The 19,384-nt window shown below is 25.4% G+C and carries 22 protein-coding genes and 1 pseudogene; 19 read left to right on the forward strand and 4 right to left on the reverse strand.

Annotation, left to right across the window (positions count from 1 at the left end; translation table 11 throughout):
- Window positions 1–3: 3 nt before the first annotated feature.
- Window positions 4–408 carry a hypothetical protein gene (locus BTM21_RS05375; protein ID WP_079481371.1) on the reverse strand — a complete coding sequence of 135 codons (405 nt, stop codon included), beginning with the start codon at window positions 406–408 and terminating at the stop codon, window positions 4–6.
- A 127-nt stretch (window positions 409–535) separates the two neighbouring features.
- Here BTM21_RS05375 and BTM21_RS05380 point away from each other — a divergent pair, with 127 nt between their 5' ends.
- The 5 genes from BTM21_RS05380 (at window position 536) to BTM21_RS05400 (ending at window position 3,953) form a co-directional block, all read left to right on the forward strand.
- Complete coding sequence (locus BTM21_RS05380) at window positions 536–1,096, forward strand: ATP-binding cassette domain-containing protein (protein ID WP_021875734.1); 561 nt, start codon at window positions 536–538, stop codon at window positions 1,094–1,096.
- 51 nt (window positions 1,097–1,147) lie between these two features.
- Window positions 1,148–1,660: a hypothetical protein gene (locus BTM21_RS05385; RefSeq protein ID WP_021875733.1), complete on the forward strand. Its 513-nt coding sequence runs from the start codon at window positions 1,148–1,150 to the stop codon at window positions 1,658–1,660.
- 73 nt (window positions 1,661–1,733) lie between these two features.
- Window positions 1,734–2,741: a hypothetical protein gene (locus BTM21_RS05390; RefSeq protein WP_131431621.1), complete on the forward strand. Its 1,008-nt coding sequence runs from the start codon at window positions 1,734–1,736 to the stop codon at window positions 2,739–2,741.
- Between the two features lie 119 nt (window positions 2,742–2,860).
- Window positions 2,861–2,971 (forward strand): hypothetical protein, encoded by a 111-nt coding sequence (locus BTM21_RS14135; RefSeq protein WP_341429546.1) that lies wholly within the window; start codon window positions 2,861–2,863, stop codon window positions 2,969–2,971.
- Window positions 2,972–3,209: 238 nt separating this feature from the next.
- Complete coding sequence (locus BTM21_RS05400) at window positions 3,210–3,953, forward strand: hypothetical protein (RefSeq protein ID WP_021875731.1); 744 nt, start codon at window positions 3,210–3,212, stop codon at window positions 3,951–3,953.
- Window positions 3,954–4,135: 182 nt separating this feature from the next.
- Here BTM21_RS05400 and BTM21_RS05405 read toward each other — a convergent pair whose 3' ends face one another.
- Entirely contained in the window at window positions 4,136–5,149 is a 1,014-nt protein-coding gene (locus BTM21_RS05405) for a DUF1002 domain-containing protein (RefSeq protein WP_021875730.1), read from the reverse strand.
- A gap of 173 nt (window positions 5,150–5,322) precedes the next feature.
- Between BTM21_RS05405 and BTM21_RS05410 the strand changes: the two genes are divergently transcribed.
- The 6 genes from BTM21_RS05410 to BTM21_RS05435 all read left to right on the forward strand — a co-directional run bounded on the left by BTM21_RS05410 (window position 5,323) and on the right by BTM21_RS05435 (window position 10,223).
- Complete coding sequence (locus BTM21_RS05410) at window positions 5,323–5,571, forward strand: TIGR04540 family protein (protein WP_021875729.1); 249 nt, start codon at window positions 5,323–5,325, stop codon at window positions 5,569–5,571.
- Between the two features lie 101 nt (window positions 5,572–5,672).
- A complete protein-coding gene (locus BTM21_RS05415; RefSeq protein ID WP_021875728.1) occupies window positions 5,673–6,569 on the forward strand; it encodes an AEC family transporter in 897 nt (298 codons plus the stop codon).
- A gap of 88 nt (window positions 6,570–6,657) precedes the next feature.
- Window positions 6,658–8,079, forward strand: a complete 1,422-nt coding sequence (gene lexA, locus BTM21_RS05420; RefSeq protein ID WP_021875727.1) for a transcriptional repressor LexA — start codon at window positions 6,658–6,660, stop codon at window positions 8,077–8,079.
- 11 nt (window positions 8,080–8,090) lie between these two features.
- Window positions 8,091–8,648: a metal-binding protein gene (locus BTM21_RS05425; RefSeq protein WP_021875726.1), complete on the forward strand. Its 558-nt coding sequence runs from the start codon at window positions 8,091–8,093 to the stop codon at window positions 8,646–8,648.
- Window positions 8,649–8,671: 23 nt separating this feature from the next.
- A complete protein-coding gene (locus BTM21_RS05430) occupies window positions 8,672–9,010 on the forward strand; it encodes a hypothetical protein (RefSeq protein WP_021875725.1) in 339 nt (112 codons plus the stop codon).
- Window positions 9,011–9,404: 394 nt separating this feature from the next.
- Window positions 9,405–10,223 (forward strand): ZIP family metal transporter, encoded by an 819-nt coding sequence (locus BTM21_RS05435; RefSeq protein ID WP_021875724.1) that lies wholly within the window; start codon window positions 9,405–9,407, stop codon window positions 10,221–10,223.
- Window positions 10,224–10,282: 59 nt separating this feature from the next.
- On the opposite strand, the gene BTM21_RS05440 is transcribed toward BTM21_RS05435, so the two are convergent.
- Window positions 10,283–10,624 (reverse strand): hypothetical protein, encoded by a 342-nt coding sequence (locus BTM21_RS05440; protein ID WP_079481369.1) that lies wholly within the window; start codon window positions 10,622–10,624, stop codon window positions 10,283–10,285.
- 223 nt (window positions 10,625–10,847) lie between these two features.
- On the opposite strand from BTM21_RS05440, the gene BTM21_RS05445 reads away from it, so the two are divergent.
- The 4 genes and pseudogenes from BTM21_RS05445 to BTM21_RS14145 all read left to right on the forward strand — a co-directional run bounded on the left by BTM21_RS05445 (window position 10,848) and on the right by BTM21_RS14145 (window position 14,370).
- Window positions 10,848–12,182, forward strand: coding sequence for an APC family permease (locus BTM21_RS05445; RefSeq protein WP_021875723.1), 1,335 nt, complete (start codon window positions 10,848–10,850; stop codon window positions 12,180–12,182).
- A 128-nt stretch (window positions 12,183–12,310) separates the two neighbouring features.
- A complete protein-coding gene (locus BTM21_RS05450) occupies window positions 12,311–12,682 on the forward strand; it encodes a DUF1540 domain-containing protein (protein ID WP_161493095.1) in 372 nt (123 codons plus the stop codon).
- Between the two features lie 180 nt (window positions 12,683–12,862).
- Window positions 12,863–13,803 (forward strand): annotated as a pseudogene (locus BTM21_RS14140) (DUF1846 domain-containing protein); the annotation flags it as partial.
- 48 nt (window positions 13,804–13,851) lie between these two features.
- Window positions 13,852–14,370: a DUF1846 family C-terminal domain-containing protein gene (locus tag BTM21_RS14145; RefSeq protein WP_341429547.1), complete on the forward strand. Its 519-nt coding sequence runs from the start codon at window positions 13,852–13,854 to the stop codon at window positions 14,368–14,370.
- Between the two features lie 24 nt (window positions 14,371–14,394).
- Here BTM21_RS14145 and BTM21_RS14220 read toward each other — a convergent pair whose 3' ends face one another.
- Complete coding sequence (locus tag BTM21_RS14220) at window positions 14,395–14,904, reverse strand: DUF6512 family protein (protein WP_079481367.1); 510 nt, start codon at window positions 14,902–14,904, stop codon at window positions 14,395–14,397.
- A 163-nt stretch (window positions 14,905–15,067) separates the two neighbouring features.
- Between BTM21_RS14220 and BTM21_RS05465 the strand changes: the two genes are divergently transcribed.
- The 4 genes from BTM21_RS05465 to BTM21_RS05480 all read left to right on the forward strand — a co-directional run bounded on the left by BTM21_RS05465 (window position 15,068) and on the right by BTM21_RS05480 (window position 19,294).
- A complete protein-coding gene (locus tag BTM21_RS05465) occupies window positions 15,068–15,853 on the forward strand; it encodes a CPBP family glutamic-type intramembrane protease (RefSeq protein WP_021875719.1) in 786 nt (261 codons plus the stop codon).
- Window positions 15,854–15,926: 73 nt separating this feature from the next.
- Window positions 15,927–17,591: a ribonuclease J gene (locus BTM21_RS05470; RefSeq protein ID WP_021875718.1), complete on the forward strand. Its 1,665-nt coding sequence runs from the start codon at window positions 15,927–15,929 to the stop codon at window positions 17,589–17,591.
- Window positions 17,592–17,660: 69 nt separating this feature from the next.
- Window positions 17,661–18,455, forward strand: a complete 795-nt coding sequence (locus BTM21_RS05475) for a nuclease-related domain-containing protein (RefSeq protein WP_079481366.1) — start codon at window positions 17,661–17,663, stop codon at window positions 18,453–18,455.
- Window positions 18,456–18,565: 110 nt separating this feature from the next.
- Window positions 18,566–19,294, forward strand: coding sequence for an HAD-IB family hydrolase (locus BTM21_RS05480; protein WP_079481365.1), 729 nt, complete (start codon window positions 18,566–18,568; stop codon window positions 19,292–19,294).
- Window positions 19,295–19,384 lie beyond the last annotated feature (90 nt).

Here is a 19,384-nt window from a genome sequence, read left to right on the forward strand (position 1 = left end):
ATATTATTTTATGCAATTTTCACTAGCACTTATTAAAAAACCTATACAAGAACATAAAACATTTTTTAATAATATAAGGAATGGATTATTTACATTAGTATCAAAAATACATGCAAATATAACGACAAATAAAATTATTAGTGCAATAATACCTACAATTAAATTTCTTAAAATAATAACTTTATCTGTACAGACAAAGACCTTTTTCGTAGTATTTTCTAAAAAATATCCTATTATAGATGAAAAAGTATGCCTTATTATAACTAAGTTTCCATTAGCATCTAAATCATTATTAAAAACAGATACTATTATAGAAATCATAGATGCAAAACAAAGAAGGGATAACATTTTAAAACTTATATAAGTAGATTTCCAATATCCTAAAAATTTTAGAAATATTTTTTTCATAAATATCTTCCTCTTTTGTAATTTTTATAATATATACTATGCAATAATGGAGTTTATGTTAAATAAAACCTATTAGTCCAAATATATGATATAATTATTAATAAAATATGAACAAGAGGAGATTGAGATGGAATTAAAATTAGAAAACATAAAAAAGACGTATAGCAATAAGCAAGTTTTAAAAGGGGCATCTTTTAAATTTAAGCAGGGAAAGATATATGGCTTATTAGGTCGTAACGGAGCAGGAAAAACTACTCTTTTTAATTGTATAGGAGGAGAAGTTGAAAAAGATTCTGGGGAAATAATGTTATTAGAGAATGGAAAAGTTTTAGGAGTATTTGATAACTCTAAAGTTGGATATGTATTTTCTGAACCTGTATTACCAGAATTTTTAACAGGCTATGAGTTTTTAAAATTTTATATTGATATAAACAAAGATAAAATAGATAATTTACTTTCTATAGAAGAGTATTTTAACATAATTAAAATAAATGAAGAAGATAGATATAGACTAATAAAGGGATACTCCCATGGAATGAAAAATAAAATTCAAATGTTATGTTTTTTAATAAGTAGACCACCTATAATTTTATTAGATGAGCCATTAACATCTTTTGATGTAATAGTTGCTTTAGAAATTAAGAATCTATTAAAATCAATAAAAAGTAATCATATAATAATATTTTAAATAGTCCTGATTTTGAGGAAAAAATAATGAATATACTAAAGGAGGAACCTAATGATTAAAACATTTATAAATACATATAAAGTAACTTTTGCAGAAGAAGCAAATACATTTATATATTATTTAAAGAAGATTCCTTTTTTAGGTAAGAAAATTTCAGACAATCTATATAGTAAAACTAATATAAAGATAACTTTAGGAGTGATTTCAGAAGTATTTAAATTTGCTTTTGGATTTATAGGGAAAATAATATACACTTATCTTATGATTATGCTACCAATAATGTTATTAGTAAAAGAAGACGTAGATAAAATAACGAGTTTTTTACATATATTTTTCTTTTTAAGCTTGGTTATAGGATCATTAATGGATTCGATAATATTTGATGTTGATAAAACGACTTTTAATATGATAAAGCTAATGAGAGCACAATCTAGAGAATATTATTTAGGTCAGATAATATATATAAAGAATAGTAACCTTTATATTTTTTATTCCAGCATTAATGATGATAGGACTACCTTTTTTAAAAGTTATAATTTTAATGTTAGAATTTACAGCTATTAGAATTATTTCTAACTACCTAGAATTATGTTTCTATAATAAAAGAAAAGTTATTTTGTCAAAAAATGGATGCTTTTTGGTTATAACCGTCCTTAGTGGATTATTATTAGCATATCTATTACCTTATTTAGGATATGTAATAGACTTTAATAATATATTATTTAACAAAGCTATAATACTTAGTATAGTTTTACTTGGGATAGTTGCCTTTATAAGATTATATAAATATAAACATTATAATAAAGTTGCAAAGGAATATATAAAAAAAGAGAAAGTCTTTATTAATGACGGTGTTATGGAAGATATAAACTTTTCAACAGTTAAAATTGATGAAACTAAAATAGATAAAAACGACTTGGTATCTAATATATATGAAGATAAAGAAGGATATGAGTATTTAAATTCTTTATTCTTTTTAAGGCATAAAAATATAATGATAAATTCAATAAAACATATAGGTATAGTGATAGGTATTATATTTATATCTATTATAGTATTTATAATTTTCAAACCTAATGTAAGACCTATAGTAGTTAAAACTTTTATAAATTCAGCACCACTAATGGTATTTATAATGTACACAATATCAACTACTGAAAGAATTTGCAAAGCTATGTTTTACAATTGTGATAAAAGCCTTTTAAGATATTCATACTATAGAAATGAAAAAGTAATTTTAGCTAACTTTACATCAAGATTAAAAAAAGTTATGTCTATTAATATAATTCCAGCTATAGAATTAAGTTTAGCTTTTATAATTATAACAATTTGTTGTGGACAACCTTATTCAATAATTAAAGTGATTCCAACATGTATATGTATAATATGTTTATCAGGATTTTTTTCAATTCATCATTTATTTATGTATTATGTTATACAACCATATACAGCAGAATTAACCATAAAAAGTCCATTATTTAAAACAGTAAATATGGTAATGTATTTTTTAAGTTATATGTGTTTAAGATTAAAAACATCATCGTATTATTTTACTATAGGAGTCATTATTACAACTATAATATATATGATAATTGCACTTATAGTAATCTATAGAGTAGCTCCAAAAACATTTAAATTAAAATAGAAATTAAAAAGAGGGGATTTAATGCTTGAAAAAATAGCTGTAATTTCAGATATACATGGGAATATGCAAGCTTTAGATGGGTACTTAATGATATAAAACAAAGAGGAATAACTAGAATTATATGTTTAGGGGATATAGTAGGTAAAGGCCCTAATACTAGTGAGGCTGTAGATAAAATTAAAAATAACTGTGAAATAGTAATAAAGGGTAATTGGGACTATCTTATATAGAATATTTCAAAGGAAATATCAACAATTACTACAGCAATAATAAGGGTTCCATATGATATAAATAAAGCAATATATGAAGCTAAAATAAGTGGAATGCCTGATATTGATGAATATGTTGAAGAATTAAGATATGCTGTATATAGAGGGTTAGCGAAATAATATTAAAATTAAGTTATTTTTAGACTCAAATAAAATATAAAGACATATATTAATATAAATTAATAATAAGGGTTTTGTTATGATTAAAAGTTTAATAGATAATGATAAAAAAAGAGAGGTTATCATTGAAGTAAAGTATGGAGATACTACGGGAAATGGAACAAATGATCAAATATCATTAATTGAGTTACATGAGAATAACAAAGAGCATAAATTTACTGGTGAAGTATTTATAAGAATCAAAAATATAATGACAGGTGAAGTGTTTACAATAAATTTAGAAAGTCATATAGGTATTTCTTATAAATTGTACATGGGTAAATTTACTAGTGATTATAAAATGGACATATTAGTACAAGGATTTAATTATATTGCCAAAGATGAAAATAATAATTATATATTTTCATATATGAATAGAGCCTATGTAGAAGTATTCAATGGACATAAGTTTTTAAATGAATATAAAGTAGATGCAAATTATAAAGATAATTACTTGGTAGAAGTACTTTGTGAAAAGTTAAAAAAGAAGTATTGTATTAGTATAAAAGAATACGACAAAGAATGGTTATCAAAAGTATATGATAATACAGGAATTTTAAAAGTAAATTCAAAACTTATAAATACAGATTTAAATGCTGTATATCCTATTGGCCCAACTTGGGGAGAAGAATTTGGAGTTCAAACAGAACTATATATATATCAAACTTTAATAAGTCATGATAAATTAAAAGTTATAGCTATAATACAAAATAGACTAAGATGGAAAGATGACAGATTTATAGTTATACTTCAGAATATAGCAGTGCTTGGAAAGGAAATATAAAAAAGCTCATTAATTATTATAAAGAATAAATAAGTATAAAAGTATTTTTAGAGGCTTAGTTTTTAGGTCTCTTTTTTATATAGTATATTATTCCAAAACCTCCAACTGTTAATACAAAAAAACAGTAGATAGTTTTGTTTTTACACAAAACTATCTACTGTCTCGAACCTAAAAGGTTCCTTTTAATTTTGATTATTGTTTTGCATATCAGTTTGTTCTGGAGTTACTGTAGACTCTTTTTTATTTTCTACATCTGTCTTAGGACTTTGATTAGAAGTATTCTGGTCATCTATGTTTGAATTATCTTCAGAAAATAGGGATTTAAAAAAGTCTCCTATAGCTTTGAAAAAATCACCTATAGCATCTGTTATCTTTTTCAATAATCCACTATCTGATAGCTCTTTTCCCGCACTTTCAAGAGCATTTGTTAATTGGTCTCCTAAGTTGTTTAAGGTATCTTTAACTTGGCTATAATCTATATTAAGTCCATTAATTTGAACCATTAAATTCTTAATATCATTTTTTTGAGTATCTGTTAATTCCACTTTATAATCTTTAGTAAGATTATCTACTATTTTATTAACTTCCTTTTCATCTTTAGGAGCTTTTTTTATAACAGCAGTTTTAACATCATTTATAACAGCAGCAGCTTCATCTGCACCAATATCATCAGCTAATTTTGATGTGGTTTCTATTTCTTTTTGAGCTACTTTTTTATTTTTAAGAGATAATTCTTGACCTTTTGCTTGTTCAAATCCTTTTAAAATTCCAGATAAAGCAGAAGTTCCTGTAACTGGAAATGGAGAACTAGCCTTAACTTCTGCATTAGTAACTCCTGATGTTACAAGGGCATTAGAAAGCATTAATCCTGTTACTTCTGTAAGGTTATTAGCTTGTACATTAATTCCTCCATCATTAGTAAGTTTTACATATGATGAAGAATAACAACCACCTTGATAGTTAGATTTATCATTAGGATCAAGTCCTAGTTGTTTTATTATATCATCATTAGTTATTCTATCTATACTAACCTGGTCTTTAGAAACTCCAAACTCTTTTAGCATTTGATCTTCCTGAACATCCGTTAGGTCTGTTCCAAACGTAACTCTCTCTTTATTTTGAGCATGTACATTTACAGTAAAACATGAAGCTACAATAGCAGAAGCTGTAATTAAACTAAAAATCTTCTTTTTCATAATGAATCTCCTTATACATATTATTTATAATTAATATTATTAAACTTTTTAAAATAAAATCAATACTTATTAGTATATTTAAGATTATTTTAAGAAGTACAGTGTTTAAATTAGTAATAAAAAAGTATAGAATATGTATAAAGAATAAATAAACTTAAGATAGGAGAAATAGAATGAGTAGTAATATAAGGATTTTTTATAAAAGTCAATATGATTTAGGATATGCTTTAAGAGGATATATAGACGAATATTTTGATAATAATGTTTCAGATGAGGAGTTAAGAGAAACTATAAAAAAGGTCGTTGAAGAGAATAAAGATAAAATATTTAAAGAAGAAAGCATAGCTAAAAAGCTTCAACAAATTTTAGGGAAAAATAGGTTAAAAATATTACTTTCTATAACTAGTGAAAAAGATAGTTAAAAAAATATATTAAACATTAAAACTAATTGTTCTATGAAAAGTAATATGATATAATTTATAGGTAAATAATGGAAAAACTTCTAAGCTAGGAGGTATCATAAGTGGAATTAGAAAAAGTTTTAATGAAGGTAATATCTGTATTTTTAATTATATTAATAGGAGTTTATGGTAGTAAGAAAAATATAATAACAGAAAGTTTACAAGAGGGTTTAAAAGATTTAATTATTAATATAACTTTCCCTTTTCTTGTGCTTACTTCTTTTAGCTTTAGCTATGATAGTAGTATGCTATCTAATATAGTTAAAGCTTTTATTTATAGTTTGCTTTCTTTTATTATTTTAATAGGTATAAATTATATATTTATAAAACCTGTAAGTAAAGAAAAGAGATTTATAATGAAACTTTCAAATGTATTTTCAAATTGTAGTTTTATTGGAATGATAGCTATAGAAAGTATATTTGGTGCAGAGGGAATGATTTATGCAGGGATTTTCAATATGACTTTTTATTCTTTAATTTGGATATACACTAAATATATATGTATAAAAAATAAAGTAGAGAAAAACTTAAATCCTACAATGCTTGCCATATGTATAGGACTATTTATGATTATCTTAAAAATTCAGTTACCAGTAGGTATATATAATAGTTTTAGTATAATAGGAGAAATTACAACCCCTATAGGATTAATCTTAGTTGGTTCAATAATAAGTAAAATTAATTTGAAAGTAATATTTAGCGATTATACACTATATTATGCTGCATTTATAAAGCTAATAGTAATGCCGCTTATAATATTAGGGGTTTCAAAATTATTAAAGGATGATTCTATGGTTATTTGTACAATAATATTATTACAAGCAATGCCTTCAAGTGAAATTTCAACTATTTTTGCAAAGGAATATGCAAAGGATTATAAATATTCTAGTGAGTTAGTAGTAATTTCAACCTTGCTTTTTATATTAACATTTCCTATAATACTAAAATTAGTAGTGTAACTATAAAATTCTAATTTGACATCTAGAGCTCATAAAGATATTATTAAAATGTAGAATTATATAATTATGAGGGAGAAGGTGACTATATATGGAATTTTCTAAAATACAAAATAAATTTATAAATCAAAAGTCAGTAGGATATAAATTATTAAAAGGAAAAGAAGGTACGGGGAAAAGTATAACATCAATTTATAAGGCTATTAATTTAGAAAATAATTACTGTATTTATGAAGATGATTCTATATTATTTATCTCCTCAGATAGAGAAAATAAAGATAAAGTTACAAGTTTATATAATTTAGAAAAAAATAAAAATCACTTTTATTCATTATTTTCAATGGATAAAGGAAGATTAGAATCCACAGTTTTAAGAGATATTATAGATACTTATTCTAAAGCCTACAAAAGAGAAAATGCTATAAATAATAATTATATAGTAAAAGAAGATATGATAAATATAATTGAAAGTTTATCTTTTGAAATAGATTCTTTAGCTAAAAAGTGTAAATTTTTAAAAAAGACAAGCTGTGAATTTATACTAGACGAAATATTATGGATTAGAGCTTCTAATTTTACGCTAGAAGAGTATTTAAATATAGATAGAAAAGGTAGAGAAAAGAGAATAAATAGAAATTCTTATACGAGAGAATGTTTATTTATTATTAAAGATCTTTATGTAAATCAGCTTAATAAGATGAATCTTAGTGATAAATTCAAAGATCTTCTATATGCTACTGAATATGTGAAGAAATATCATTTAAAATATACGCATATTATCTTAGATGATTCTGAAAAATTAACTAGAGGTGAAATAGAATTTGTAAAATCTATTTATAAAAATAGTCCATATTCATCATTAATCTTTATAGTTAACAGTGAACTTTATAATGATGAATATTCATGGTTAGTTAAAGGGAGAAAGTTGAAAACTTTAGGAGAAGATTTTAAAGGAAAGACATTCTTATATAAAACAACATTTGTAAAGAAAGAGATTATTATGCCAAAGACAATAGATACATATAAATATTTAAATTTAAAAAATAAAAGAGTAGCAAGTTTTGATATAGATACGTCCTCTATAGAAAAGGAAATCTTATTAAATGATGGGTTATCCTTTAAAGAAGAAGAACTTATAGATATTCCAATATTTAATGATATAGCAGCTGGAAGCCCTATAGAAATGAATGATAGTATAGAGGGGGATTTTTATCTTCCTAAAATTTGGCTTGGAAAAGGACCTGATACTTTTATTTTAAAGGTAAAAGGAGACAGTATGATTAACAAGAATATTTGTGATGGAGATTATGTTGTTATTAAAAAGCAATCCACAGCAAATAATAATGATATAGTTGCAGCTAGTTTAGACGGAGAAGCAACTCTTAAAATACTTAATACAAATGGAGAAAATCCTGTACTTACTCCAGCGAACCCATTATATAGCGATATAAATTTAATAAATAGAGAAGTTAATATTTTAGGTGTGGCAATTGGAGTAATAAAGTACAGTTAAGGAGCACTAAAATGGCAAAGGGGAAAACACATGACAAAATAACAATAGCTTTATCCCCTTTAATAGTTATAATATTCCTTATGATTAACGTTAATTTATTTGAAAATAAAAGTCAAATAGTTATTGTAACAGTATTAGCTGTATCAATATATTTATTTGGTGGTTTTATGTTTTCAGGAGATTTAGATATTAAAAGTATGGAATATTACAGATGGGGAAAATTAAAATTTATTTGGAACCCTTATCAAAGTATGTTTAAACATAGAAGTATATTTACACATGGTTTTTTATTAGGGCCTATAATACGTGTTATATACATATATATAATACTTTTAATAGTATGTGGAGTTTTGTATTCTTTAAGAATTATAAACTTAGCAACAGATGAAGTTATAAAAGCTACAATAGAGTATATAAATATAAATAAACTTATCTTTATAAATATAGGCTTTGCATTATTTTTAGGCTCAGGATTACATACAATTACTGATTTTACATATAGCTTTATAAAGAAGAAGTTTACAAATACAAAAGGACATAGAAAAAATAGACGTAAGTTTATAGTATAGTATTACAAATGAGGTGGGTTATTATGAAGGAAACAAAATCGCATATAGCTAAAATATCAAAGGCATCAACATATTTTATATTTAGAAATGGTCCTATTAAAGAAATGTACAAAGAAGGGAAAATTTCAGATGAGGAAATAAAAAATATACAATGTTATATGGAAAATCATTTAGCTTATCTTTATGATGTTTTATTAGAAGAAAATAATATAAATAAGTTTCAATTAATAATGGACACAATGGATAAGTTTTATATAAATGATGCTGAGGAAGTAAAAATAGATGATGAAGGATTTGAGAATTTCTATAATCAGCTATTTCCGAGTGATACAATTAAAAGTAATATAAAAATAGGAAAATAAAATAATTTAATATAACTATATAATAGAAAAAATAATAGCATAATATTACAAATAAAAAAATAAAGCACTAGTTTTATCGAAAGTATTTTAATAATGATAAAAGGTTGTATAATAAGAATTGAGAAATACATAGGAGTAACTTTAAGGGTAATTTAGAAACTATAAAATTGTACGGTTAAATATATTTTATAGTATATATATATTAGTCCTAATATTTCGTAAAGTAACATTATGGTATAAGTTAAATGAGAGATTATGGTTATATTAGGTGAACGGATTTAATAAACTAGTCTACAAATTAAGTAGACTAGTTTATTATTTATGTAACAAAAAGTGATATGAATAAGTATATTAATAATGTAAAGTTTAATAATGTACTTAGGAGGATTAATTAATGGACTGGTTTATTTCATTAAACCCTGTACTTCAAGGACTTCTTGCAACTTTATTTACTTGGTTTATAACAGCATTAGGAGCAGCTTTAGTTTATTTCTTTAAAGAAGTAGATAAAAGAATATTAAATGCAATGCTTGGATTTGGAGCAGGAGTTATGATTGCAGCAAGTTTTTGGTCACTTTTAAGCCCTGCAATAGAACTTTGTGAAGAATTAGGACATAGTGGGTTTATAATACCTGGAATTGGTTTCTTTTTAGGAGGAGTTTTCATTATTGTAGCAGATAAATTAATGGATAAGTATTCATATGGTGTAAGTAATAAGCAATCAACTATTGAAGAGACTACTAAAGCTAAGAATTATAAAAGAAGTATACTTTTAGTTTTAGCTGTAACTCTTCATAATATTCCTGAGGGGCTAGCAGTTGGAGTGGCATTTGGAGGCGTAGCGGTTGGAATACCAGGAACAACTATTATTGCAGCAATGACACTAGCTTTAGGAATAGGACTTCAGAACTTTCCAGAAGGGGCTGCAGTATCTCTGCCATTAAGAAGAGAAGGTTTATCTAGGAATAAAAGTTTTTTCTTCGGACAAGCTTCTGGTTTTGTTGAGCCTTTAGCTGGAGTATTAGGAGTAGTTGCGGCTATAACTATGAGAAGCATTCTTCCATTTTTATTAGCATTTTCAGCGGGAGCTATGATATCAGTTGTAGGATCAGAATTACTTCCAGAAGCGTCTATGGAAAATAAGAATATAACAACTTTAGGCTTAATTCTAGGCTTTTTAGTAATGATGATATTAGATGTGGCTTTGGGTTAGAAATAAAACACCTTAATTTTTTAAGGTGTCTTATTTTGAAAAGAATAGTATATAAAATATTAATTAATAGAATAAAAATTAAGTTTATTTTTAATTTTTATCTTTGCATCAATTAAGTCGCCTGTCAATTTAGTTTCATTATTTAAATTCTTAACATCTATAATTACATCGATATAAACATTATCTTTATTTTGTACATCAATATGAGAATATATTCCTGAATTATTTAAAGGTTCGATTTTTGTTGTAACATAAATTCCAGCTAAATTAAATTCACAAACGTCTCGTACTGTATTATACCTCGTAACAATGAACACTCCATTTTTAGTTGAATATTCTTGAGTATCTGGCTGAATATCTTGAGGTATATTTTTTTCTACAGACTTATTTTGACTTTTCACTTCCTTTTAACTTGTGATGAAGTTGGAATTTGTTATTACTGATATCTTAACATTTAGATATGAGCTTTAATACTTTATAAATTCTAAAGGTTTAATATGTTAATTTTTTATAACCTATCAAGAATATTTCCAGCAAAGACTTTTATTTTTTGACAAATTATGATATATTCATAACAACTATTTATTATTTTAAATAAAGGTTACGTAGGATAGGAGGAATAATATGAAGAAAAATGAATATGGTTTATTTACAGCCATAGGAATGATAGTAGGAGTAGTTATAGGTTCAGGTATATTCTTTAAAAGTGATAATATCTTAATAGCTACTAATGGGAGTGTTAGCTTAGGGGTTTTAGTATTTTGTATAGCAGCTATTGGAATTATTTTTGGAAGTTTAACAATATCAGAACTTGCATCCCGTAACACAAAAGCAGGTGGAGTAATAACATATGCGGAGTATTCTTATAATAAGTCAATAGCGTGCGCATTTGGTTGGTTTCATACATTTTTATATTATCCAGCCCTTATTTCAGTAGTTTCTTGGGTATCAGGAATATATATATGTATGTTATTTGGTTTTGATGGTGGATTAGAAGTTCAAATTTTAATTGGTTTAGCAATTATGATTATAATATTTATACTAAATGTTTTATCAGCTAAACTAGGAGGATTATTTCAAAATGCTTCAACAGTTATTAAAATAATACCATTAGTATTTATAGCAATAGCTGGATTAACTTTTGGAAATCCAACTTCTATATCAATAAGTGATATAACACATATGCAATCTTTTGGATGGATTACTGCAATTGCACCAATAGCCTTTTCTTTTGATGGATGGATTGTTGCTACATCTATAGGACATGAAATAAAAGATTCAAGTAAAAATCTACCAAAGGCTTTAGTGGTAGCACCATTATTTATATTAATAATTTATTTATTATATTTCGTAGGAATAAGCATCTATGTAGGTCCAGAAACAGTAATGAGTCTTGGAGATGCTCACGTTGATCTTGCTGCAAATAGTATTTTTGGATCATGGGGAGCTAAAATAATATTAACTTTTGTTGTTATTTCAATATTAGGAACGGTAAATGGATTAACAATGGGGCTAACTAGATTACCATATTCTCTTTCATTAAGAGGAATGTTCCCTAAATATAAGGTGTTTTCAAAAGTAAATGAAAAATTAGGAATGCCTGTACAATCTTCAATTATTGCATTTATAATATCAGTTTTATGGCTTGGTATTCATTATTTAACTCAAAAATTTGAGTTGCTACCAAATTCAGATATATCTGAAATTTCTATAACTATAAATTATGTTTTATATATATTATTATATGTGAAAGTATTTAGAATGGGGCGTAGTGGAGAAATAAAAGGTTTATGGAAAGGGCTTCTTAATCCATTATTAGCTACGATAGGATCATTAATAATATTAGTAGGTAGTATGGGGAATCCTTTATTTTGGTTAAATGCAAGTATATCTTTAATGGTACTTATAGGCGCAATAGTATTTTGGAATTATCAAAGTAAAAAGATCAATATTGAATAATATGTATAAAGAGATGAAAGAAATATCTTTCGTCTTTTTCTTTATTTAAAATAATGGAATAAAATTCGGAAAGTATGACAATTCTAATAAATATAAGTAGCATAAAATTTATAAAGGTAGGTGAGAAAGTGAATAGACTATCTTGTAATGTAAGGAAATGTAATCATAATTTATTTGGAATTTGTGATATGCATACTATAAGAATTTTAAGTTGTAACAATGAAGCTAATAATATTCCAAGATGCAATAGTTTTGAAAAATATAAAATTTCTAAACGTGTTAGATTAATAGGAAAAACTGATATCTATGAGGATAGATTAAATAACGTTGAAAATAAAGGATTTCAACTAGAGTTACCAGATATTTATTGTGAATTAACAAATTGTAAATATAATGAATGTTCAAAATGTCAATCTAGAACGGTTATGATTGAAGGATTTAAAGCAAAACAATATGGTGATACTAAATGTACTACTTTTTTAATAAATAGTAATATATAAAAGTATAATTAAATTAAAAATAGATAAGTCAGCGTAGATTAATACAATAGTTGCTGACTTATTTATATAAAAAATAGATGCTTTTATAAATTTCAATGTAGAAAATTAGGAAAAAGTGTTGTATAATAAAAACTTAATTACAAGAGATAATAGTAAATTTAAAGTTAGTGAGGCGGTACAATGAAAGCAGGATTTGATCCAAAGAAATATTTAGAAGAACAATCAAAGTACATATTAGAAAGAGTTAATGATTATGATAAGCTGTACCTTGAATTTGGTGGCAAATTAATGTTTGATCTTCATGCAAAAAGAGTATTACCAGGTTTCGATGAAGATGCAAAGATAAAATTACTACATAAGTTAAAAGAAAAAGTAGAAGTTGTTATTTGTGTATATGCAGGAGACATTGAAAGAAACAAAATCAGAGGAGACTTTGGAATAACTTATGATTTAGAAGTTTTTAGACTTATAGATGATTTAAGAGCATATGAGTTAGATGTAAATAGCGTAGTTATAACAAGATACAATGGACAACCAGCTACTACTGTATTTATAAATAAACTTGAACGTAGAGGAATAAAAGTTTATAAGCATAAAGCAACAAAGGGATATCCAGCAGACGTTGATACAATAGTTAGTGATGAAGGATATGGAAAAAATCCATATATAGAAACAACAAAGCCAATAGTTGTTGTAACAGCACCAGGACCAGGAAGTGGAAAGCTAGCAACTTGTTTAAGTCAATTATATCATGAATATAGAAGAGGAAATGTTGCGGGTTACTCAAAATTTGAAACTTTCCCAGTATGGAATGTTCCATTAAAACATCCGTTAAATATAGCTTATGAAGCTGCAACAGTAGATCTTAAAGATGTTAATTTAATAGATTCTTTCCATATGGATGCATACAATAAGCTAGCTGTTAACTATAATAGAGATATAGAAAGCTTCCCACTATTAAAAAGAATAATAGAAAAATAACAGGAGAAGAAGCTGTTTATAAATCACCAACAGATATGGGCGTTAATAGAGTTGGATATGGTATTATAGACGATGAGGTTGTAAAGGAAGCATCAAGACAAGAAATAATAAGACGATACTTTAAAACAGCTTGTGAATATAAAAAAGGTTATGTTGATAAGGAAACTGCAGATAGAGCAAAACTTATCATGGAAGAGTTAAATTTAAAAGAAACAGATAGAAGTGTTGTTATTCCAGCTAGAGAACATGCAGCTAAACTAAAGGAAGCTTCAGATAAAAATGAACTTTGTACAGCTGTTGCTTTAAAACTAACTGATGGAACAATACTAAAAGGTAAAGGCTCAGAGGTAATGGATGCTTCAGCAGCTGTTATATTAAATGCTATTAAATATTTAGCTAATATAAATGATAATATTCATTTAATATCACCTGTTATACTTGAACCTATAATAAACTTAAAATCTAAGACTTTTGGAAATAAAAGTACTGCTTTAACTTGTGAAGAAATACTAATAGCACTTAGCATTTGTGCAGCAACAAATCCAACAGCTCAAGCAGCGCTTGATAAACTATCAATGCTTAAGGGCGGTCAAGCTCATTCAACTACAATAATTAGTGGAAATGATGATCAAACCTTTAGAAAATTAGGTATTGATATTACATGTGATGCAGAATATCAAACAGATAATTTATACTATAATAATTAAAATTAGGCTAGGAACTTAGAGTTCCTAGCCTTTTGTTGTATATTGAATAAATAATTTAGTATTAGGTGGATTATAGGTAAAATAAAAAAAAGAAAGTATTATTAAAGTTGTTAGTAATATACCTAGTATTTCAAAAAAATTAGGTAAAGGAGGAAGGTTTGTTATAAACTTTATAAGTAAAAATGGAAGAATAACTGCTAATATAAAAATAGATATGTCAATTATTAATACTGGTTTTTTTGTAATATAAGTATAACTATAAAATATGGATGGAACTAGTGTTAAAGATAAAAGTAGCGAAAATCCAAGAGAAAAAAATAAATTGTTAATATTTTCATAGTTAAAACAAATAATAATTAGCATAAAAATTAATATAGGAAATATAGAAAGTTTTATATGTTCCCAAACGCTTTCATTTATTGCAGAGAAATATCCAATAAATCTATTATTATTGAATATTTTATAAGTGAAGTGTAGTAGAGTTCCTAAAATAAAACTAAACACAATGCCAATAGTTATAATTTCATTATTCATATATACCCCTATAATTATTATTTATATAGTATATATACAAATAATATAAAAGATTACATTATAGTGTAAATTATATAAAACATATGCAATAAATTTAGACTGAATATATTAAGATGAAAATTCATATATTACTTTGACCAAGAAATTTAAAAGGAGTAATTTTATGAAAAGAATCTTTCTAAATGAGGAATATACTTATAATGAAATAGGTATTAAGCTAGGGTATATGATAATTTCATTTTTAATTTCTATTTTAGTAATGCAAATATTATGTTTATGTAAAGTAACAACATTATTAGATATAAAAATAAATGACATACTTTATATTGGAGAATCAATAGTTATTACTGGGTGTATAATAACTATTTCAGGTGGTAGAAGTTTTTTAAAGAAAAATCTTTTTAGAAGAAAAGAGATTTTTATAGGGATTTTTACTGGAGCTATTTCCGGGTTAATTGTGATGTTTATTACTTATTTATACAGGCTTATTCCAATATGTTTTGGGGAAAGTATAATAGAAATTGGCTCTAATCAAGTTGTAAGTACTTATAAAAATTTTAGTTTTGAAGGGTTGATAGTTACAGCAATTACACCAGCTATATTAGAAGAGACTATATTTAGAGTTGTAGGGTTTTCTATTTTTGCTTGTATATTTAAATTTTGGTTTAGTATAGTAAGAAAAAATGAAATTAAATCAAATAGTATAAATGTATTAAATTTAAAGAGTGGATATGGATTAAGTACTTTATTTATTACTTCGTTAGTATTTGCTCTAATGCATGGGCCAAGCATTTTAAGCCTTCCAATATATTTATTACCAGGATTATTATTTGGATTTTTATATTGTAAGTATGGGTTAGGAGTATCTATATCAGCTCATTGCATTAGTAATTACTTATCATCTTTAGTTTTAACAATAGTAGTATTTTTAATTAATTTATTATTTTAACTTAGGAATTAAATTTAATAATATAAGGAAAACTATTTTTATTAGATATATAAATTAAAAAGGAGGAAACACAATGATATGTAAATCTAATATAAAAGTTATTCCTTTAGGAGGAATTGGAGAAATAGGCAAAAATATTACTGCATTTGAATATAGAGATGAAATAATAGTGATAGATTGCGGAGCCGGTTTTCCCGATGAGAGTATGTATGGAGTAGATTTGATTATTCCAGATATATCATATTTGAAAGAAAATAAAGAAAAAGTAAAGGGGATTTTTTTAACACATGGACATGAGGACCACATAGGAGCTCTTCCTTATATTTTAAAACAACTTAATATACCTGTCTATGGTACTAAATTAACCCTTGGCATTGTTGAAACTAAGTTAAAAGAACATAATATATTATCAGATTGTACCTTAAATAAAGTTGAACCTGGAGATATAATTCAACTTGATAATTTTAAGATAGAATTTATAAGAAGTACTCATAGTATTGCAGATTCTTGCTTTATAGCAATTCATACTCAAGAAGGAACAATTTTGCATACAGGAGACTTTAAAGTAGATTATACACCTATAGATGGTTTAGTTATAGATTTAGAGAGAATAGCTACTATATCAAAATCAGGTGTACTTCTTCTTATGGCTGATAGTACAAACGTAGAACGTAAAGGTCATACAATGTCTGAAAGTATAATAGGAAATACTTTTAATAGAATTTTTCAAGGGGCAAAGGGAAGAGTTATAGTAGCGACATTTGCCTCTAATATACATAGAATGCAACAAATAATTGACTCATCAATATTATATGGTAGAAAAGTAGCTTTTAGTGGAAGAAGTATGGAGAATATATCTACAGTAGCAATAGAGTTAGGATATCTTCATATAAAGCCAGAAAATTTAATTACTATAGATGATATTAAAGATTATCCAAATGATAAAATTACAATAATAACTACAGGTAGTCAAGGTGAACCTATGGCAGCTCTTGCAAGAATTGCATTTTCAAATCATAGAAAAATAAAAATAGAACCTAAGGATTTATATATAATATCAGCATCACCAATACCAGGTAATGGAAAGTTAATATCAAAAGTAATTAATGAGCTTTTCAAAAAAGGGGCAGAAGTTATTTATGAAGATTTAGAAGAAGTACATGTATCAGGTCATGCTTATCAAGAAGAGTTAAAGCTTATACATACACTAGTTAAACCTAAATATTTTATGCCAGTACATGGCGAATATAGACATTTAAAACATCATAGTGAACTTGCTCAAAAACTAGGAATGAGTAAGGAAAATATATTTATTTTAGAAACAGGAGAAGTTTTAAAGGTTAGCAAAGCAGAGGCTAAAATAGATGGAAAAGTTAAAACAGGATCAATATATGTTGATGGGCTAGGAGTAGGGGATGTTGGAACCTTAGTTTTAAGAGACAGAAAACAATTAGCGGAAGATGGAATGGTAACTATTGTAGTAACTTTAGAAAAAGAAACCTTTAGTATAATAGCAGGGCCTGATGTAATTACTAGAGGATTTATATATGTTAAAGAATCAGAAAAATTAATAAATGAATTAAAGGAGATAGCAAGCAAAGAATTAAATAAATGCTTAGAGAAAAACATTATAGAATGGTATGTATTAAAAACTAGTATAAAAAAATCTATAGAAAGATATATCTATGAAAATACAAAGAGAAGACCTAGTGTAATTCCTATAATAATGGAAGTATAATTAATTTTATGTTTAAGTAACAATATATAGGGTAATAATTAGTATAATAGTTTATTTAAGGAGGATGTTATGAGAGAGTTAACAAATAAATTATTATATATATTTACAACTCTAATTTTTGTATTAATAATTTATAATATATCATCAATTTTAATTGATTTTGGAATGATCTCTATTGGGAGACGGTTTTTTCTTATAATAATGACTTTATTTTTGTTTATTCCATATTTTAAAAATAATAAAAAAAGAAATGAAATTATAAGAGAAGGACTATTAGGAGAAGAAAAACTTCAAAATGAAATAAATAAATTAGATATAAATGAAAATAAAATAATAAGTAATGTAATATTAAAGAATAAAAGAAGCAAAAAAGAATTTGATAATCTAATTATAACTGAAAAAGGGATATATAATATAAAATGCACCAATATAAGAGGCGATATTGTAATAGAGAAAGACGGGATTTTAAAAAGGTACTACAATAATCAATACAATACTGTAGATAGTCCTATTAAAGAAATTCAAAGAGAAAGTCTTTTTCTAAAAGAAATTATTGAAGATATAAACATTATGCCTATATTAGTGATTACAAATAAATTTGTATCAATTACAGGTAAAGGAAATTCAAAGATAGCAATATTAACTATAGATGAAATTAATGAATATATAGTTAAGGACAATTTACCTACTAGATATAATAAAGAAGAGCTTTACAATAGAGTAAAGAAAAATATAAAAGAATATAGTAATATATTTTCATTAAGATCAAAATACGATGAATTTAACTATTATTCTTTTGAATACAAAACTAAAATTTCAATTTCATCTTTTTTTATATTATTCTATTTGTTAAATTTAATATAATTTATACCATTATTTTTTAATATTATTTTCATAATTCAAAAAATAATGGTATAATACTATAAATAAAAATCATAGAATAAAAAAACAAATGAAAATTGGAGGAAGTTACAATGGGAAAAATAGCAGCATTCTTTGATATTGATGGAACTATATATAGAGAAGGTCTTATAACTGAAGTATTTAAGAAAATAATTAAGTATGAGCTAGTTAATGAAAATAAATGGTATAGAGATGTTAGACCAGCTTATATAAAATGGGATAAAAGACAAGGAGATTACGATACTTATTTACTAAAAATGGTAGATATCTATACAGAGGCTATTAAAGGAATAGACAAATATCATATAGATTATATAGCTAAAAGAGTAATAGAACAAAAGGGGGATAGAGTATATACATTTAGTAGAGAAAGAATAAAATGGCATAAAGAACAAGGACATATTGTAATTGCTATATCAGGATCACCTATAGAATTAGTAAGAGAGATGTCTAAGAAATATAATATGGATGATTATAGAGGTACTATATACAAGTTAGGAGAAGATAATACCTACAACGGTGATATAATACCTATGTGGGATCACGAAAGTAAATTAAAAGCCATACAAGAATTACAAGATAAATATGATATAGATTTAGAAAAAAGCTTTGCATATGGTGATACTTCAGGAGATTTTACAATGTTTAAATCTGTAGGAAACCCATATGCAATTAATCCAACTAAAGAGCTTATAGGAAAAGCTAAAGAAGATAAGGACATAATGAATAAAATAAAGTTAATTGTAGAAAGAAAAGATGTAACATATAATCTAGACATAAATACTATAGATTTAATATAGAGTATAAATTTAAAATGAAGTTATTATTACAAATAATAACTTCATTTTAAAAAACAAAGTTTTCTGAAAAATCTATTGAAAACGTATTCC

Source organism: Clostridium chauvoei, assembly GCF_002327185.1.
Taxonomy (GTDB): Bacteria; Bacillota; Clostridia; order Clostridiales; family Clostridiaceae; genus Clostridium; species Clostridium chauvoei.

Excerpts from the sequence above, each read along its gene's own strand:
- BTM21_RS05430 (WP_021875725.1), top strand. The coding sequence starts at position 8,672 with ATGAAGGAAACAAAATCGCATATAGCTAAAATATCAAAGGCATCAACA.
- BTM21_RS05445 (WP_021875723.1), top strand. The coding sequence starts at position 10,848 with ATGAAGAAAAATGAATATGGTTTATTTACAGCCATAGGAATGATAGTA.
- BTM21_RS14220 (WP_079481367.1), bottom strand. The coding sequence starts at position 14,904 with ATGAATAATGAAATTATAACTATTGGCATTGTGTTTAGTTTTATTTTA.
- BTM21_RS05410 (WP_021875729.1), top strand. The coding sequence starts at position 5,323 with ATGAGTAGTAATATAAGGATTTTTTATAAAAGTCAATATGATTTAGGA.
- lexA (WP_021875727.1), top strand. The coding sequence starts at position 6,658 with ATGGAATTTTCTAAAATACAAAATAAATTTATAAATCAAAAGTCAGTA.
- BTM21_RS05400 (WP_021875731.1), top strand. The coding sequence starts at position 3,210 with ATGATTAAAAGTTTAATAGATAATGATAAAAAAAGAGAGGTTATCATT.
- BTM21_RS05480 (WP_079481365.1), top strand. The coding sequence starts at position 18,566 with ATGGGAAAAATAGCAGCATTCTTTGATATTGATGGAACTATATATAGA.
- BTM21_RS14145 (WP_341429547.1), top strand. The coding sequence starts at position 13,852 with ATGGAAGAGTTAAATTTAAAAGAAACAGATAGAAGTGTTGTTATTCCA.
- BTM21_RS05475 (WP_079481366.1), top strand. The coding sequence starts at position 17,661 with ATGAGAGAGTTAACAAATAAATTATTATATATATTTACAACTCTAATT.
- BTM21_RS05405 (WP_021875730.1), bottom strand. The coding sequence starts at position 5,149 with ATGAAAAAGAAGATTTTTAGTTTAATTACAGCTTCTGCTATTGTAGCT.
- BTM21_RS05375 (WP_079481371.1), bottom strand. The coding sequence starts at position 408 with ATGAAAAAAATATTTCTAAAATTTTTAGGATATTGGAAATCTACTTAT.
- BTM21_RS05435 (WP_021875724.1), top strand. The coding sequence starts at position 9,405 with ATGGACTGGTTTATTTCATTAAACCCTGTACTTCAAGGACTTCTTGCA.
- BTM21_RS05465 (WP_021875719.1), top strand. The coding sequence starts at position 15,068 with ATGAAAAGAATCTTTCTAAATGAGGAATATACTTATAATGAAATAGGT.
- BTM21_RS05470 (WP_021875718.1), top strand. The coding sequence starts at position 15,927 with ATGATATGTAAATCTAATATAAAAGTTATTCCTTTAGGAGGAATTGGA.
- BTM21_RS05380 (WP_021875734.1), top strand. The coding sequence starts at position 536 with ATGGAATTAAAATTAGAAAACATAAAAAAGACGTATAGCAATAAGCAA.
- BTM21_RS05425 (WP_021875726.1), top strand. The coding sequence starts at position 8,091 with ATGGCAAAGGGGAAAACACATGACAAAATAACAATAGCTTTATCCCCT.
- BTM21_RS05385 (WP_021875733.1), top strand. The coding sequence starts at position 1,148 with ATGATTAAAACATTTATAAATACATATAAAGTAACTTTTGCAGAAGAA.